14 protein-coding genes and 1 tRNA gene are annotated in these 16506 nt (G+C 39.7%); 12 read left to right on the top strand and 3 right to left on the bottom strand.

The window, feature by feature from the left end; genetic code table 11:
• Window positions 1–199: 199 nt before the first annotated feature.
• From nuoJ to IPMB12_RS00915, 10 genes are all read left to right on the top strand, one after another.
• A complete protein-coding gene (gene nuoJ / locus IPMB12_RS00960) occupies window positions 200–769 on the top strand; it encodes an NADH-quinone oxidoreductase subunit J (RefSeq protein WP_166914057.1) in 570 nt (189 codons plus the stop codon).
• Window positions 766–1068 (top strand): NADH-quinone oxidoreductase subunit NuoK, encoded by a 303-nt coding sequence (gene nuoK, locus IPMB12_RS00955; protein ID WP_166914055.1) that lies wholly within the window; start codon window positions 766–768, stop codon window positions 1066–1068. The genes nuoJ and nuoK overlap by 4 nt, the downstream gene beginning before the upstream one ends.
• Window positions 1065–2909 carry an NADH-quinone oxidoreductase subunit L gene (locus tag IPMB12_RS00950; RefSeq protein ID WP_166914053.1) on the top strand — a complete coding sequence of 615 codons (1845 nt, stop codon included), beginning with the start codon at window positions 1065–1067 and terminating at the stop codon, window positions 2907–2909. Before nuoK ends, IPMB12_RS00950 begins: the two co-directional genes overlap by 4 nt.
• A gap of 46 nt (window positions 2910–2955) precedes the next feature.
• A complete protein-coding gene (locus IPMB12_RS00945; protein WP_166914051.1) occupies window positions 2956–4578 on the top strand; it encodes a complex I subunit 4 family protein in 1623 nt (540 codons plus the stop codon).
• Window positions 4579–4580: 2 nt separating this feature from the next.
• Window positions 4581–6446: an NADH-quinone oxidoreductase subunit N gene (locus IPMB12_RS00940; protein WP_166914049.1), complete on the top strand. Its 1866-nt coding sequence runs from the start codon at window positions 4581–4583 to the stop codon at window positions 6444–6446.
• 151 nt (window positions 6447–6597) lie between these two features.
• The gene (yajC, locus tag IPMB12_RS00935; protein ID WP_166914047.1) at window positions 6598–6927 is read left to right on the top strand and encodes a preprotein translocase subunit YajC; all 330 of its coding nucleotides are present in this window, start codon (window positions 6598–6600) and stop codon (window positions 6925–6927) included.
• A gap of 48 nt (window positions 6928–6975) precedes the next feature.
• Window positions 6976–8832 carry a protein translocase subunit SecD gene (secD, locus tag IPMB12_RS00930; RefSeq protein ID WP_166914045.1) on the top strand — a complete coding sequence of 619 codons (1857 nt, stop codon included), beginning with the start codon at window positions 6976–6978 and terminating at the stop codon, window positions 8830–8832.
• Window positions 8833–8841: 9 nt separating this feature from the next.
• Window positions 8842–9870, top strand: a complete 1029-nt coding sequence (gene secF / locus IPMB12_RS00925) for a protein translocase subunit SecF (RefSeq protein WP_166914043.1) — start codon at window positions 8842–8844, stop codon at window positions 9868–9870.
• Between the two features lie 122 nt (window positions 9871–9992).
• Window positions 9993–10068, top strand: a tRNA-Ala gene (locus tag IPMB12_RS00920).
• 156 nt (window positions 10069–10224) lie between these two features.
• Window positions 10225–10635: a DUF3597 domain-containing protein gene (locus IPMB12_RS00915; protein WP_166914041.1), complete on the top strand. Its 411-nt coding sequence runs from the start codon at window positions 10225–10227 to the stop codon at window positions 10633–10635.
• A gap of 55 nt (window positions 10636–10690) precedes the next feature.
• Here the strand turns inward: IPMB12_RS00915 and IPMB12_RS00910 are convergent, their stop codons facing one another.
• The 3 genes from IPMB12_RS00910 to IPMB12_RS00900 all read right to left on the bottom strand — a co-directional run bounded on the left by IPMB12_RS00910 (window position 10691) and on the right by IPMB12_RS00900 (window position 13149).
• Window positions 10691–12070 (bottom strand): Do family serine endopeptidase, encoded by a 1380-nt coding sequence (locus IPMB12_RS00910; RefSeq protein WP_166917645.1) that lies wholly within the window; start codon window positions 12068–12070, stop codon window positions 10691–10693.
• A 128-nt stretch (window positions 12071–12198) separates the two neighbouring features.
• Entirely contained in the window at window positions 12199–12612 is a 414-nt protein-coding gene (locus IPMB12_RS00905; RefSeq protein WP_166914039.1) for a YhcB family protein, read from the bottom strand.
• Between the two features lie 66 nt (window positions 12613–12678).
• Window positions 12679–13149, bottom strand: a complete 471-nt coding sequence (locus IPMB12_RS00900; RefSeq protein ID WP_166914037.1) for a DUF721 domain-containing protein — start codon at window positions 13147–13149, stop codon at window positions 12679–12681.
• A gap of 94 nt (window positions 13150–13243) precedes the next feature.
• On the opposite strand from IPMB12_RS00900, the gene IPMB12_RS00895 reads away from it, so the two are divergent.
• Both IPMB12_RS00895 and secA read left to right on the top strand, forming a co-directional pair.
• Window positions 13244–13600 carry a DUF2547 family protein gene (locus tag IPMB12_RS00895; RefSeq protein ID WP_166914035.1) on the top strand — a complete coding sequence of 119 codons (357 nt, stop codon included), beginning with the start codon at window positions 13244–13246 and terminating at the stop codon, window positions 13598–13600.
• Window positions 13601–13732: 132 nt separating this feature from the next.
• A complete protein-coding gene (gene secA, locus IPMB12_RS00890; RefSeq protein WP_166914033.1) occupies window positions 13733–16438 on the top strand; it encodes a preprotein translocase subunit SecA in 2706 nt (901 codons plus the stop codon).
• Window positions 16439–16506 lie beyond the last annotated feature (68 nt).

The raw sequence follows: 16506 nt of genomic DNA, 5'->3' as shown, positions 1-16506 counted from the left end.
TGTAACGATGAAAGTATAATACTCTACTATATAGCACACATAAGGTTAAATTATAATATTTTATACAAGTCTTTCTGTTAGTTATTTTTATTATATTTTTTTGTTAAGAATGATAATTATCTTCGCAATAAGCTAGACATTTCAACGAATAAGCATAAAAATAGACGTCATAGGAAATTAAAATGGTTCGGATTAATCCATGCTATCAGTTTTTTACATCGCTGCAATCATCGCTATACTGACTAGTTTTAAAGTCATCAGTAGCTCAATACCTTTTAGCGCATTGCTCTATTTGGTTGTTTCATTACTGGCAACATCAGTGGTGTTATTTACCTTAGGTGCTTATTTTACTGCTGCTTTACAGGTTATTGTCTTTATTGGTGCTGTTGCCATTTTATTTATTTCCGCCATTTCATTACTCAATATTACTAAAGATGCCATCGAACAGGAAAAAAAGAGTTTAACACCTAAAGTCTGGTTAGGTCCTTTAATGTTAGCTTTTGTACTGTTAGTTATTTTACTGTATAGCATTGTTCATACCGATTATGGTCAAATTAATGCAGTACCTGTTGCAGGAGAAGAGTCACTGGGCGAAATGCTGATGGCTCCTTATATTCTGGTTATTGAACTTGCGGTACTACTTTTGTTAGGTGCGCTCGTGATCGCTTACCATTTTGCGCGTGAAGTTTATGCTGCACACGATGAAATGATAGAAAAAAATGAAGAAGATAAAGATATGACAGATGAACAACTGGGGGAGAAACTATGATTCCTCTCATGCACAGTATCATGCTATCAACAGGATTATTTGTGATTGGTTTATTTGGTGTCATGATCCGTAGAAATTTATTATTTATGCTATTTAGCCTGATGGTAATGATGAATGGAGCTATTTTAGCTTTAGTTTCAGCTGGTATTTATTGGCAACAACATGATGGGCAGATTATGTCAATTCTTGCGGTGAGTGCTGCTTTAGCGGAAGCTTGTGTTGGTCTTGCTTTGTTATTACAGTTATATCATCGACGTAAAACACTCAATATTGATGCATTAAGTGAGATGAAAGGATGAATCTACTCTATTTTACAATCTTAATCCCCTTAATCTCTTTTTTGATTCTGGCGTGTAGTGGTCGACGCTGGCGTGCAGAAAGCGTAGCTGTTATTGGCGTTAGTGCTGTCGGGCTAGTGCTGCTTCTGTCTATTTTTGTGATGATCGATTTTTATGCTAATAATCAGCCAGATTCAAGTTTGATTTATACTCGTTATTTATGGAGCTGGATCTCAGTAGATAGCTTTGTTATTTCGATTTCCCTGTTATTAGACGGACTTTCTCTGGTCTTTCTGTTGGTTGTTATTCTGATTGGTTTCTTAGTACACCTTTATGCGGTGAACTATATCAGTAAGCAAGAGGCTTATACCTTCTTTGCTTATGGTAACTTATTGATCGCCTGTATGGTGATAGTGTTACTGGCAGATAACTTATTTGTGATGTTACTTGGCTGGGAGGGTATTACCTTATGTTCCTACCTGCTGGTGGGTTTCTATCATAAACAATTAAAAAATAGTTATGCTGCAGCCAGAACATTTATTGTGATGCATATTAGTGATATCTTCCTACTGATAGGACTATTTCTGGTTTATAGTGAGCTGCAGACATTAAATATTCGGGATTTGCTTATTGTCGCTAAAGATAAACTGGCGATCGATTCTGAAATTATTTTCTGGATCACATTCCTGCTATTTTTAGGTGCTATTGGTAAATCGGTACAAATGCCACTACAAACCTGGTTAACAGATACGACCGCTGCCCCAATGCCGGCATTAACTCTTATTCATTGTGCATCGACAATGTTAGTAGGCATTTACTTAATTTTACGTTTAAATAGCTTGTTTATGATGTCGACAGACCTCTTTTTAATTATCGGGGTTCTATCCTGTCTGACGATGCTCTTTGCCAGTTGCTGTGCACTGGTACAACAGGATATCAAACGTATTGTTATCTATGCCAGCCTCAGTCAGATTAGTTATGTCTTTATGGCGATTTCAGTTCAGGCATGGCAGTTAGCACTCATTTACTTAATTAATTACGCGGCCTTCAGTACCTTACTCTTTTTAGCGTCTGCTTCTGTCATCAGAGCTTGTGGTGGAGAGCGAGATATTACCAAAATGGGTGGTCTGGCCAGACGTTTACCATTTATCTATTTCTGCTTTATTGTAGCCGGGGCGTCATTAAGTGCAGTTCCGTGGTTAACGGCCAGCTTCTTTACTAAAGGTGATATCATCTGGCAAACGATTAGTGAAGGGCGCTTGGGCTTTGGTACACTAGGGCTAGTTGGCGTATTACTGTCAGCTTTATTTGTGTTTAGACTGGTCTTTTTAGTGTTTCATAATAAATCCAAAGTTGAGACGCTAGTTCCTGCGACCAGACTAAAAACTATCCCATTATTTATTTTGGTGCTCCTTTCTACCGGTTTCTTAGTGTACTTACCTCTACCTATACAAGGTGTCTTACCGATTACAGAAGTTCCGGAAGATGGTAAATTTGGCTTTCAGATTTTACTTGCCGCAGTGACGACGCTGGGTATTTTGATTACCTATATGTTGTATGCGGGTAAACATGCAGAAATACATGAGATTTCTAATAGTCCGATAGGTAAGACACTGACGCAATTTTGGTATCATGGCTGGCGTATTGAGTGGTTATATCACGCGATTTTTGTGGTGCCTTATTTATATATTACTAAACGTATTCATAAAGATCCGCTGGCTAACTGGAATACCTCAATTACCTGGGGAATAGACCGTATTAACGGGGTGATTGTACCGCTCGAGAATGGTCATCTGCGTTGGTATCTGGCCTCGATTGTTGGTGGCGGCGTATTGATTTTATTATTACTGGTATTTTTATAGTTCTATTAAGTGTGTTTTTTGACAGAAGATAAGGATTTTTTTGATCGTGTTATCATTATTAATTTTTGTACCGATTATAGGTGGTTTTATTGGCTGGTTTAGTGTTATTGCAACACTAAAAGCACGCACCGCATTGTCTGAAAAACTCGTTTCAATAGAAGTCAGTACTCTTCCTGTTATGGCGAGATTGAAAACTCATCTGATATACCATTGCGCATCACTGATAGCCCTGCTGACTATGCTGGTGGTTTTAGCGCTGGTAGCAATGTTGTGGGTTGATAATCTCTCAGTGATCAAAACCGGACAATCCTGGTTGATGATACAAGATACAGCCTGGATTGCTTTCTTAAATATCCGATTCCACCTGTTACTGGATGGTTTCTCGCTAGTCTTTATTACTCTGACGGTGATTTTAACCATACTGACTATTGTCTATTCAAGAAAAGAGAAGCACACCAATATCGGGCTTTATTATTTCTGTATTTTATGGATGGCAGCTGGTGTTATTGGCTTATTCATGGCGATGGATATGTTCCTGTTCTTCCTCTTTTGGGAGATGGTGGCTATTCCGCTTTATTTTCTGATCGCTCTTTGGGGGCGTCGGGATTCCAGTGCTCAGTTACGATTTAATGGTGCGACAAAATTCTTAATCTTTACTCAAGTCAGCAGCCTGTTAATGTTGATTTCAATTATCTCTTTGGTACTTATCAACTGGCGCTTAACTAATAAATGGACATTTGATTATTACCTGTTGACTAAAACACCTATCTCCAGTTTTACTGAATTCTTCCTAATGTTGGGATTCTTTGTGGCATTTATGGTGAGAATTCCACTTATTCCGTTCCATGGCTGGTTTGTAACAGCACATATTGAGTCTTCAACCACAGGCTCAATGATTATTAGTGGTCTGCTCACCAATACTGCCATTTACGGTATGTTACGCTTTGTTATTCCTATGTTCCCAAATGCTTCTCTGGCTTTTATGCCTGTTGCAGTGAGTTTAGGAATGTGTACCTTGTTTTATGCAGCGTTACTGGCTTTCTCACAAAATGATATTAAGCGTTTACTGGCTTATACTCATATTGCTTTACTCGGGTTTATCACTGTTGCGATCTATATTGGTAATGTTCTGACTTATCAGGGTATTATTATTCAGACTATTGCAATGAGTCTGTCAATTGTAGGCTTATTTATTATTGGTGGCTTACTGGCTGAACGTTATCTGACCCGTAATATTAAGAAATTTGTCGGTCTACGTGGACACGTGCGCTATCTGCCGGCATTTACTATCTTTTTTGCTTTAGCAGTGCTTGGTGTGCCAGGTACGGCAAACTTTTCCGGTAATCTGATGTTACTGTTTGGTAGCTATGCTGATTTCTCTTTAGTTAGTGTATTACTGACAATTGGATTAATTTTAATTGCCGTTGCTGTACTCGTGCGTATGCAACCCATATTCTATGGACTCACTACTGCTGAGCCGATCAAAATCGCGGTGATTTACCGTGAGCTTAGTCGTCGGGATCTCTTTTTATTAATTACTTTACTGATTCTGCTTGTGGCTATAGGTGTTTATCCTCAACCTATTCTGGATACATCTTATTCAGTTATTTATAAGATTCAGCAATTCTATAATACTGCCCAACCGGCATTAATTGAGGGAGGGGTGTAATTATGATGAGCATAGCACTCTCTGATTTCTACTATTTATCTCCCATTCTGATTATTGGGTTGGCGATTGTTATTTTACTGTTCTTATTATTGCTGCTAAGAGTTGGTACTAAAGTTTGTGCTATCTTCTCAGTCATCAGTTTGTGTGCGGCTTTAGCTGCTACTGTTATTTTAGGTTATCAGATTATTACTTTTCCAAAAACAGTTGAAGTTCAGCAGCAGAATTATCAAATCAATCTATTTAATGATGCGGATCAGATTACGCATCCGGGTTCACTGATTCCTGCACCGACACCTGCACTAACAGCACCTGTGGCTGACGATACTGAGACAGTGATTTCTGATGAGCTGCCGGTGGCGACTACCGAAGAATCAGTGATAGATAGTACTGAGACTAATGACCCTGAAAATATTCAAATAAATCAAAATATTGTAAATTCAGGGAATGTGTCTGAAGAAGTCGGTACTAATTTATTAGATGCAACAGATGATACTGTTGCACAAACGACACAGGATTCTGTAACGACTAGTGATGTTGAGCTAGTTTCTGCTCATATCTGGAAGGCTTCTTACGTTACTATCTTATTTACCTGTGATGGCTACGGCCTGCTTTATACTGGTTTAATCTTAATCATCTGTATTATTGTGGCAGCATTGGCATTTCAATGGTTTAAAGCGGATTCCGATGACCAGGGGTTATTCTATTTAATTTTATTATTTGCTTCACTTGGTGGCATTATTCTGGTTTATGCCAGTCATTTAATCTCACTCTTTATTGGTATTGAGTTGATCTCTATTCCACTGGTTGGGCTTATTGGCTTCCAGTATAGTCAGTCCAATGCGATAGAAGCGGCGATTAAATATATGATCCTCTCAGCTGTTGCTACCATGTTCTTACTACTTGGTATCGCATTTTACTATGCGGCGACCGGAGAGCTGACATTTAGTGGATTAAGCTATCAATTATCTATTCTGGCACATCCTGACTTATTACTGTTAACCGGTGTTTGTTTGATGCTGGTCGGCGTTGGGTTTAAGCTCTCTTTAGTACCGTTCCAGCTTTGGTTACCTGATGTATTTCAGGGAGCGCCAACAGCGGTATCTTTACTGCTGGCGACGATGGCTAAGATGGCTATTTTCTGTGCCGTTGCACGCCTATTTTTACTTGCTCCGATTGTCAATCATGAAGCGATGAGACTCATCCTTATATTAATGGCATTTTGTTCTATTATTTGGGGTAACTTCTTTGCACTGATGCAAACAAATACCAAACGCCTGTTAGCTTATTCATCTATTGCTAACTTCGGCTATCTGTTTATTGCATTAATTGCTGTTCAGTATCAGGTCTTAGCGCTGGAAACTATCGGCATCTATCTGGTGAGCTATGTTCTGGCTAATATTTGTGTCTTTGGTGTGATTAGTCTGGAGTCAAGTTCAAGCCATCGTCATGACAGGGAACAGGATACTGACTTAAAAGGTTTATTCTGGCGACGTCCGGTAATGGCACTGTCTATTGCTGTGGGTCTGTTATCACTGGCAGGTATTCCACTGACTATTGGCTTTATGAGTCGATTTGCTCTGATTATTTTAAGTGTGACAGCTGAATTTTGGTGGCTGGCTACAGCGATTGTTATTGGTAGTGCTTTTGGGCTCTATTTCTATTTACGTCTGGTTATTAACTTATATCTAAAACCCGATGCGACTGATACACCAGAACCGGGGATGGAACATAACGTTGTATTAAGATTAAAAAATATCGGTTTTAGTGAAACAATCATTGTATTATCGGCATTGTTAATTTTGTTCTGCGGTATTTATCCTCAGCCACTATTTACTTTGGTGAGTGCTGCACATTATTTAGTACCTTGATTTACTGGTAGTTGATCCCAATTATTGAGATGTGATGATTAAAACGCATTGACTCATAACAAATTCAGACAGGATAGTTATGCATTCATAGTCTTTTTCATGTATTATGTCTCAGCTGTTTTTTAAATAATTCGATTTAAGAGGAATAGTAATGGATTTTTTAATTTCTAACGCTTATGCGGACACTGGTGCTGCTGAAACTAACCCATATTTCTTCCCAATTATGTTGGTTGTTTTTGGTCTGTTTTTCTACTTCATGATTCTTCGCCCACAACAAAAACGTGCGAAATCTCATAGAGAGCTTATGTCTTCAATTGCTAAAGGTGATGAAGTTCTGACAAATGGTGGATTAATCGGTCGTGTAGCAAAAGTTAGCGAAAGCGGTTATGTTTCATTAGAACTTAATGACACAACTGAAGTTGTAATTAAAAGAGATTTTATCGCTGCTGTTCTTCCAAAAGGCACAATGAAATCACTTTAATTAACAATCGTTAATTAAAGTTATAACAAACCCACAAGAGAATACATCGTGTTAAATCGTTATCCTTTGTGGAAGTATATTATGTTGGTCGTCGTAATTTGCGCCGGCCTCCTTTATGCACTTCCAAATATCTACGGTGAAGATCCCGCAGTTCAAATTTCAGGTACCCGAGGTTTAGAAGTCAATGTAGAGACTCAAGACAAGGTCAAGCAGATCCTTGATAAAGAGCTAATTGATGCTAAATCCATCGTATTTGAAAATAATACAATTCTGATTCGTGTTAGTAACAACGATACTCAGCTACTGGCCAAAGAAGTTCTTTCACAAGCCCTTGGTGATGATTATGTTGTGGCACTTAACCTTGCTCCGGCAACGCCTGATTGGCTAAGAATGTTTGGTGCAGAGCCAATGAAGCTGGGGCTCGATTTACGTGGTGGTGTACACTTCTTAATGGAAGTGGATATGACGACGGCGATCGATAATTTACTAACACAAGCTATCGAAAATTTAAAAGCGGATTTTAAAGAAAACAAATTAGCTTATACCTCGATTGCAAAAGGTAATAATCAACAAATTATTGTCCGTTTTGCAACCTCAGAAGCCAGACAGGAAGTGGCTCAACGAATTGATTTATTAAGAGATTTTAATGTAACCTCGCAAGATACTACAGGACTTGTCATCAGTCTGAGTGAAGCGCGCTTACAAGCCGCAAAAACAGAAGCAGTACAACAAAATACTACGATTTTGCGTAATCGTGTGAACCAGTTAGGTGTAGCAGAGCCCATTGTTCAGCGCCAGGGTGCAGAACGTATTATTGTTGAATTACCTGGTATTCAGGATACTGCGCTGGCAAAACAAATTTTAGGTGCAACGGCAACCCTTGAGTTTCGTCAGGTTAATCCTTCAACATCAGTTGATATGAATGCGATTGCTGCTGGCCGTGCAACTGCGCCATTTGGTTCTGAGGTCAAATATGATCGTACTGGTGGTGCGGTTTTAGTTTATAAACGTGTTGTTTTAACTGGTGATCACATTCGTGAAGCGCAGTCTCGTGTTAATGAATATGGTCAGCCTGTGGTTGATATCGTTTTAGATAGCGCCGGTGGTAAGACGATGTTTAACTTTACTCAAAACAATAAGGGTAGCTTTATGGCGACACTTTTTGTTGAGTATAAAGATAGTGGACGTCGTGATGAAAACGGGAAAGCAATTCTGGAAAAAACAGAGGAAGTGATTAACGTTGCTCGTATCCGGGACTATTTTAGCGATCGTTTCCAGATTTCAGGTTTAGATTCAGCTGCAGAAGCCTCACAATTATCACAACTACTACGTGCTGGTGCGCTCATTGCACCAATTCAAATTGTTGAAGAGCGTACAGTTGGACCAACTATGGGGCAAGAAAATATTACTCAAGGTTTGGAGTCTTGTTTCTGGGGTCTCATGATCTCAGTTGTCTTTATGTTACTGATGTATCGTCTGTTTGGTGTATTTGCGAGCTTGGCTTTAGTCGCTAACTTGGTACTAATTGTTGGTGTGATGTCACTGTTACCGGGGGCTACACTGAGTATGCCAGGTATTGCTGGTATTGTATTGACCGTTGGTATGGCGGTGGATGCCAACGTACTGATTAATGAACGTATTAAAGAAGAGCTCCGTAATGGACGCGGTGTACAGCAAGCGATCAATGAAGGTTATGCTGGTGCCTGGAACAGTATCTTTGATGCCAATATTACCACATTAATTACTGCTGTGATTCTTTATGCAGTAGGTACAGGCTCGATTAAAGGCTTTGCTATCACGCTGGGTATTGGTGTTATGACATCAATGTTTACCTCTATCGTTGGTACGCGTGCACTCGCTAACCTTGTTTATGGTGGCCGTCGGGTTGAGAAATTATCTATTTAGGAGTTTATTGTGGCTAAGACACAGTTAACTGAAACAGAACAACAAGGTCCAGTCAGTGTTGAAGATTTAAATCACGGGCGCCGTGTATTTGATTTTCTAAAAATTGGGGCACCTGCTTTTATCATTTCGATGATACTTGTGGTAGCTTCTATTATTATTGTCTGGCAAAAAGGGTTTAACTTAGGTCTAGATTTCACTGGTGGTACATCGGTTGAGATCACATTAAGCCAACCAGTTGAACTTGAACAAATTCGCAGCACCATGAGCAATGCGGGATATCATGACCCTATCGTGCAGTATTATGGTAGTAGTCGTGACATTATTATTCGCTTGCCTCCGGTAGTTGCAAAAGATGCGAATGATGCAAGTCAGGTAATGAGAGAAAGTAATCAATTAGGTACGGAGTTATCTAATTTGATGCATCGTGATATCGATCCAGATGCAGTGGTAAAACGTGTTGAGTTTGTTGGTCCAAGCGTTGGTGCTGAACTGGCTCAGGACGGTGTACTGGCAATTATTGCTGCACTGGTTTGTATCCTTATTTATATCTGGTTCCGTTTTGAATGGCGCTTTGGTACTGGTGCTGTTATTGGTCTAGCCCATGACGTTGTTATTACAGTGGGTTATTTATCTCTTTTCCAAAGAGAGCTGGATTTAACCATCATTGCAGCACTGCTGTCGATCATTGGTTACTCACTGAATGATACCATTGTGGTATTTGACCGTATTCGTGAAAACTTTACCAAGATTCGTCGTGCATCACCTTATGACGTGATTAATATTTCCCTGACTCAAACATTAAGCCGTACCTTAATGACATCAGGAACAACACTAGCAGTTGTTATCTGTTTGTATATTTGGGGTGGAAGTATGTTAAAAGGGTTCTCTGAAACATTGGGTATTGGTATTATTCTTGGTACCGTATCGTCTATTTATGTTGCTGCTTATACAGCACTTAAATTAGGATCACGTCGTGAAAACTTCATGCCGCCAAAAGTGGAAGCAGAAGGCGCGGATCAAGATCCAATTATGCGTTAAGCCTGTATATTAAGCCGACAAATTCTCTCAGATTGTCGGCTTAATTGTTATTTAATCAGGTAAAGTTGTTGACAGTTTTCTCTGAGTTGCATATCATTGCGCTCAGTTTTCCCTTCTATAGTGGGGCTATAGCTCAGCTGGGAGAGCGCTTGCATGGCATGCAAGAGGTCACCGGTTCGATCCCGGTTAGCTCCACCAAATCAATATCTTTCAGTCAGGAAGCTGTTTTAATACTCCACCTATCACAATAAGTTATCATTTAATCTTGAATATTTCTTAAAATCCCGCTACATTGCGCAGGAATTTATATCATTTATAAATTATATTTTATAAGAATAGAAAGGGAGTTATTACATGAGTATTTTTAAAGACATTATGTCTAAAATTTTTACCCCAGCTTTTGGTTCAATGAAAGATATCGCGGATAAAGTAAATAAAGGCAATCAAACCGAAGAAGCTGTAGCGCCTGCACCAGCAGAACAAGCTCCGCAAGCTGAACAACCAGCAACTGTCGTTGATGTTGAAAGTATTTTAGATGGTATGCTTAAACAAAGCGGCCAAAAATTAAACTGGCGTGTATCTATCGTTGACCTGATGAAATTATTAGGCTTAGACAGCAGCCTGCCTGCACGTAAACAATTAGCAGCTGAATTACATTATCAGGGCGATACTAACGATTCTGCATCAATGAATATTTGGTTACACAAACAAGTGATGCGTAAATTAGCTGAAAACGGCGGTAAAGTGCCGGATAGCTTAAAATAAGTTTATAGCTAAAAGAAAAGCCCTCATAAGAGGGCTTTTTTAATGCAAAAATTAATTAACGTAAGATGAGGTAAACCCGGCTATTGCCGCGCACAATGTTTAACGCGATAGCAGATGGTTTACTGTCGATGATTTTTCTTAAATCAGCGATGTTATCAATACGTTCACGGTTAACACCAGTAATGACATCACCAGCCTGTAAACTTAAACGTGCTGCCGGTGAGCCCTGAGCAACATTCTCAATGACAACACCAGATTGACCGGTCGCGTCACCATTTACCAGTGTGGCACCTTCTAAAGATGGATGAAGAGATTTTGCCTCTGTTACTGCTTCATCACTATTTTTTAGTTTTGCCGTTAAAGTTTGTTGTTTACCATCACGGATAATACCTAGTGATACGTCACGTCCGGCACCCATAGTGGCAATTTTAGCGCGCAACTCAGCAAAGCTATCAATGGCTTTACCATCTAAAGAGATAATCACGTCACCTGCTTTAACACCAGCATCTGCTGCAGAGGAGTTTTCAATCACTTCACTGACAAACGCACCTTTTTGTACATCCAGATCAAAGGCTTTAGCGATATCAGATGTTAACTCATTACCTTTAATACCAAGGACTCCACGTTTCACTTCACCAAACTCAATTAGCTGAGAGGTTAGGTTCTCTACCATGTTACTTGGGATAGCAAAGCCGATACCAACGTTACCACCACCCGGGGCAATAATTGCAGTATTGATACCGATCAGCTCACCTTTTAAGTTGATTAACGCGCCACCAGAGTTACCACGGTTAATTGAAGCATCGGTTTGAATGAAGTTTTCAAAACCATTCATATTTAAACCGCTACGGCCAAGGGCAGAAATAATCCCTGATGTTACCGTTTGACCGATACCAAAAGGATTACCGATAGCAACAGCGAAGTCACCGACTTTTAATTTATCGGAATCAGACACTTTAATGGCGGTTAAACGCTTACCATCTTCAATTTGCAGTAAGGCAATATCTGACTGCGGATCACGACCAATCAGTTTAGCGGTAAATTCCCGTCCGTCATTTAAGGAGATTTTGATTTTATTGGCATTATCGATCACGTGATTATTGGTGACGACATAGCCCTTATCTGCGTTAATAATCACCCCGGAGCCTTGTCCTACAAAGGCACGCTCTTGATTGCCACGATAACCAAAGAATTGACGAAATTCTTCCGGAATATTGGGTTGCATCTGAGCGGTTCCTTCTACCTGAATACTCACTACTGAAGGTAGTACGTGTTCAAGCATAGGCGCCAGACTTGGCATAGCTTGTTCTGTTCCATCTTCACCAGTTAAAAAAGCTGGTAGCGATGCATAAGCAGAAGGCAGGGCAGTAAAACTTAATCCGATACTCAATGCTAAAACACTGAGTAGTTTTCCTTTGCGGTTAGAATTATTCATCATTAATCACTCTCTCATAAATTAACTTAACTCAATATTAACTAAACTAAATAAAGTAAAGTTGAGATTGCGCCAGATTTCTCTGGCGTAATGATAGAATTATGGGGATGGATCTTAAAAAAACAAGATTAGGATTTATGTTCTGTATCAGGTTTTAATAATCCTGATGGATTTCCTGAATAATCTTTTGGTGCTTCTTCCAGTGCAGGCTCTTCTAATTTATGAGTTTCTGCAATTTCAATACCATCATAAGTTGGCTCTTTTAACTCTGCATCAGATAATAACTGGCTTGAGTTTTCTGCCATATGTTGATAAAGGCGACGGAAATCTCTGGCCATATTATCAAGTAGTTCAGCACTGTGAGAAAAATGTTTAGCAATTACTTGTTTCTGATTAACCAGTTCTTGTTTCGTATCATCTAGCTCTTTTTTAATTTTACGATATTTACGTAATTTAGGATTTAAGATGTTAGATAAAATCAGTCCAACTAACAGACCTACCACTGCACCAATTACCAGATATTGGATCATCTCTGTTGTCATTATTTTTACTCCTTGCATTACTCTTTATAGATTTGCGTGTAGATTAGCCTACTTGTCCGCTCTCGGCTAGTCCTTATTATCAGATTTTTTTGCATGTTTTGCCAGTTTTAGTAACTGAGTTTGTAAGCGGGCAGGACTATTTTTAGCAATTTCTTCCAGAATGGCGGCACTTTGTGGACTGAGCGTACGCTCTTTTTCCAGTTGAGTATTTTGCATAATGTGCTTTACAGTCTGTAATTCCGGATTAATTACATAACTAATGGAAGATATCGATGGCAACAGGCTTTGTCTTAGGTTCGAAAGGAGCTTTTCCTGCTCATAACGTAATCGAGTTAACCAGCCGGCACTTGAAACTTCGATGATCAGGACATAATTACGATAATTAGCAACACGACATGCAGCGCGTAATTGTTCAGGCAGATGTTTTTTTACTTCCTGCTCAATTTTCATCAAAGCTATGGCACGTTGTTGGATCGCTTTGAGTGACGAGTCGTCACTAATCAGATTTTCCAGCGATTGAGGTGTGCTACTGCGCATATAAAGTCTCGTTAATTAAGTTGGTTTATGATATCAACGGGATCAAAAAATAACCATGTCCAAACTAGTAAAAATGGGGTAACATATTGTCGTTATGATTATTAATTATTGGCAACAAATCAGCAAGCGTTACTTTTTATCGCACTTATTATTAGGTGTGATTGCTGCTGGCTTCGGATTATCCATGAATCCGTCGGCACTGCCAAATCAAATTACTGGTCAGCCTGTCAATATTATTACGATTGCCTCAATTGCTAAAGCGCATTTGCAGGAATCACTGTCTACCCAGTCTACTCAAGCAGAACCATTTTATTTAACACAACCTAAACTGATTAGCAGCCAGACTTTATTGTCACAAAGCTATGTTAGCCAGTTCTCAATTGTTGTGCTGGCTATTTGTTTCTGGTTTTCTATCGCTCACGGCATTCGAGCCGGCCCATCATCTCTATAACTTTTATATAAGCAGCAACAGAATATTTTATTGAAATATTGATGTTTTAGATTTTGTCGTTTAGCGGTTAATTGACAAAATTCCTTATCATAAATTACTCAACGGATGAGTAATCACTAAAAAGAGATGATTATGTTTTTAAAATTACTGACAAAAGTTTTTGGTAGCCGTAATGACCGTGTTTTAAACTCCATGAAAAAACGTGTTGAGCGAATCAACCGTTTAGAACCTCAGATGGAAGCACTATCTGATGACGAGTTAAAGCAAAAAACGGCCGAATTTAAAGAGCGTTTAGCGAGCGGGCAAAAATTAGATGGCATTTTAGAAGAAGCTTACGCAGTTGTCCGTGAAGCAAGTAAACGTGTATTTGGTATGCGTCATTTCGATGTGCAGCTTATTGGTGGTATGGTACTAAATAATCGCTGTATTGCAGAGATGCGTACAGGTGAAGGTAAAACCTTAACTGCAACACTCCCTGCTTATTTAAATGCGCTAACAGGTAAAGGCGTACATATTGTTACCGTCAATGATTACTTAGCACAACGTGATGCCGAAAATAACCGCCCGTTATTTGAATTTTTAGGTTTAACTGTTGGTATTAACTTACCTAATATGCCTCCGGTTGCCAAGCGTGAAGCTTACGGTGCCGATATCACCTATGGTACAAACAACGAATACGGTTTTGACTACCTGCGTGACAACATGGTGTTTTCTAAAGAGTCTCGTGTGCAACGTCCGCTTAGTTATGCGCTGGTGGATGAGGTCGACTCCATTTTAATCGATGAAGCACGTACACCTTTAATTATCTCTGGTCCGGCTGAAGATAGTTCAGATCTATATATTCGTATCAATAAAGTAGTCCCAGGTTTAGTTCGTCAGGAGAAAGAAGACTCAGAAGAGTTTCAGGGTGAAGGTGACTTCTCTATTGATGAAAAATCTCGTCAGGTTAACTTAACAGAGCGTGGTCTGATTAAAGTTGAAGAACTTCTGATTAAAGCAGGACTGATGAAAGCAGAGGATTCACTTTACGCACCATCCAATATTATCCTGATGCATCACATCAATGCAGCGCTAAGAGCACACCACTTGTTCCACCGTGATGTTGATTATATCGTGAAAGAGGGTGAAGTCATCATCGTTGATGAACATACTGGTCGTACAATGGAAGGTCGTCGCTGGTCAGATGGTTTACATCAGGCTGTTGAAGCGAAAGAGAAAGTGGATATTCAAAATGAGAACCAGACTTTAGCCTCTATTACATTCCAGAACTACTTCCGTCTGTATGAGAAACTAGCCGGGATGACAGGTACTGCTGATACTGAAGCGTTCGAATTTAACCAAATCTATGGTTTAGATACCATCGTAGTACCAACCAATAAACCGATGGTACGTAAAGATTTACCTGACTTAGTCTTTATGACTGAGAAAGAGAAGATCGACGCAATTATTGCGGATATTCAGGCCTGTGTGAAAACTGGTCAGCCAGTGCTTGTAGGTACTGCTTCAATTGAAAAATCCGAGATGGTTTCTCATGCGCTGGATAAAGCCGGTATCAAACATAATGTACTGAATGCAAAGTTCCATGCTAAAGAAGCAGAAATTATTGCCAATGCTGGTCAAAAAGGTGCGGTAACAATTGCCACTAATATGGCGGGTCGTGGTACCGATATTATGCTTGGTGGTAACTGGCAGATGGAGATTGCTAAACTTGAATCTCCGACTGAAGCACAAATTGAAGAGATCAAGCGTGAATGGCAAATTCGTCATGATGAGATCTTAGCGTTAGGCGGTTTATATATTTTAGGTACTGAGCGCCATGAATCCCGTCGTATCGATAACCAGTTACGTGGTCGTGCGGGTCGTCAGGGGGATCCGGGTGTTTCTCGTTTCTACTTGTCTTTAGAAGACTCCTTAATGCGTATCTTTGCTTCTGAACGTGTTGGTAATATGATGCGTAAGCTGGGCATGAAAGAAGGCGAAGCGATTGAGCATCCATGGGTAACCAAAGCGATTTCTAACGCGCAGCGTAAAGTAGAAAGCCGTAACTTTGATATTCGTAAACAACTACTTGAATATGATGATGTAGCCAACGATCAGCGTCGTGCTATTTACAGTCAGCGTAATGATCTGTTAGATAATTCTGATGTTAAAGATACTATCGACTCAATCCGTCGTGACGTGTTTGAAACTGTGGTTAGCCAATATATTCCACCGCAATCAGTGGAAGAGATGTGGGATGTTCCGGGGCTTGAGCAGGCACTAAAAACTGACTTTGATTTAGATTTACCTGTTTCTGACTGGCTGGATAAAGAGCCAAATCTGCATGAAGAGACACTCCGAGAAAGAATTCTCAATACTGCCATTGAACGCTACCGTGAAAAAGAAGCGATTGTAGGTGAAGCAGCGCTGCGTAATTTTGAGAAGAGCGTGATGCTACAAACACTGGATACTCTTTGGAAAGAGCATCTGGCTGCGGTTGATCACCTGCGTCAGGGTATTCACTTACGTGGTTATGCACAAAAAGATCCTAAACAAGAGTTTAAACGTGAATCGTTCGCGCTGTTTGCTAATATGCTTGAAGCTCTGAAATATGATGTAATTGGTGTGCTAAGCCGTGTACGTATTCGTTCTCAGGAAGAAGTGGAAGAAGCAGAGCGTCAACGTATTGCTGAAATGGAAAAGCTGGCTGAAAAGCAAAAGTTAAGCCATAGTGAAGTTGATAATCTGGATAACAATGGTCAGCCGGTAGTCCGTCAGGGCGTAAAAGTCGGACGTAACGAGCCATGTCCTTGTGGTTCTGGTAAGAAATACAAACATTGTCATGGACAAGTTCAATAGGTAGCATGGCAAAATTATTGGTAAGTTATTTGGTGTGTTGTGCGCCATAATGGAAGATAATCATTGAT

The organism is Zophobihabitans entericus, assembly GCF_011745665.1.
GTDB lineage: Bacteria > Pseudomonadota > Gammaproteobacteria > Enterobacterales > Orbaceae > Zophobihabitans > Zophobihabitans entericus.
The sequence above is the reverse complement of the archived record's forward strand: the minus strand, read 5'-3'. Positions and strand labels throughout refer to the sequence as shown.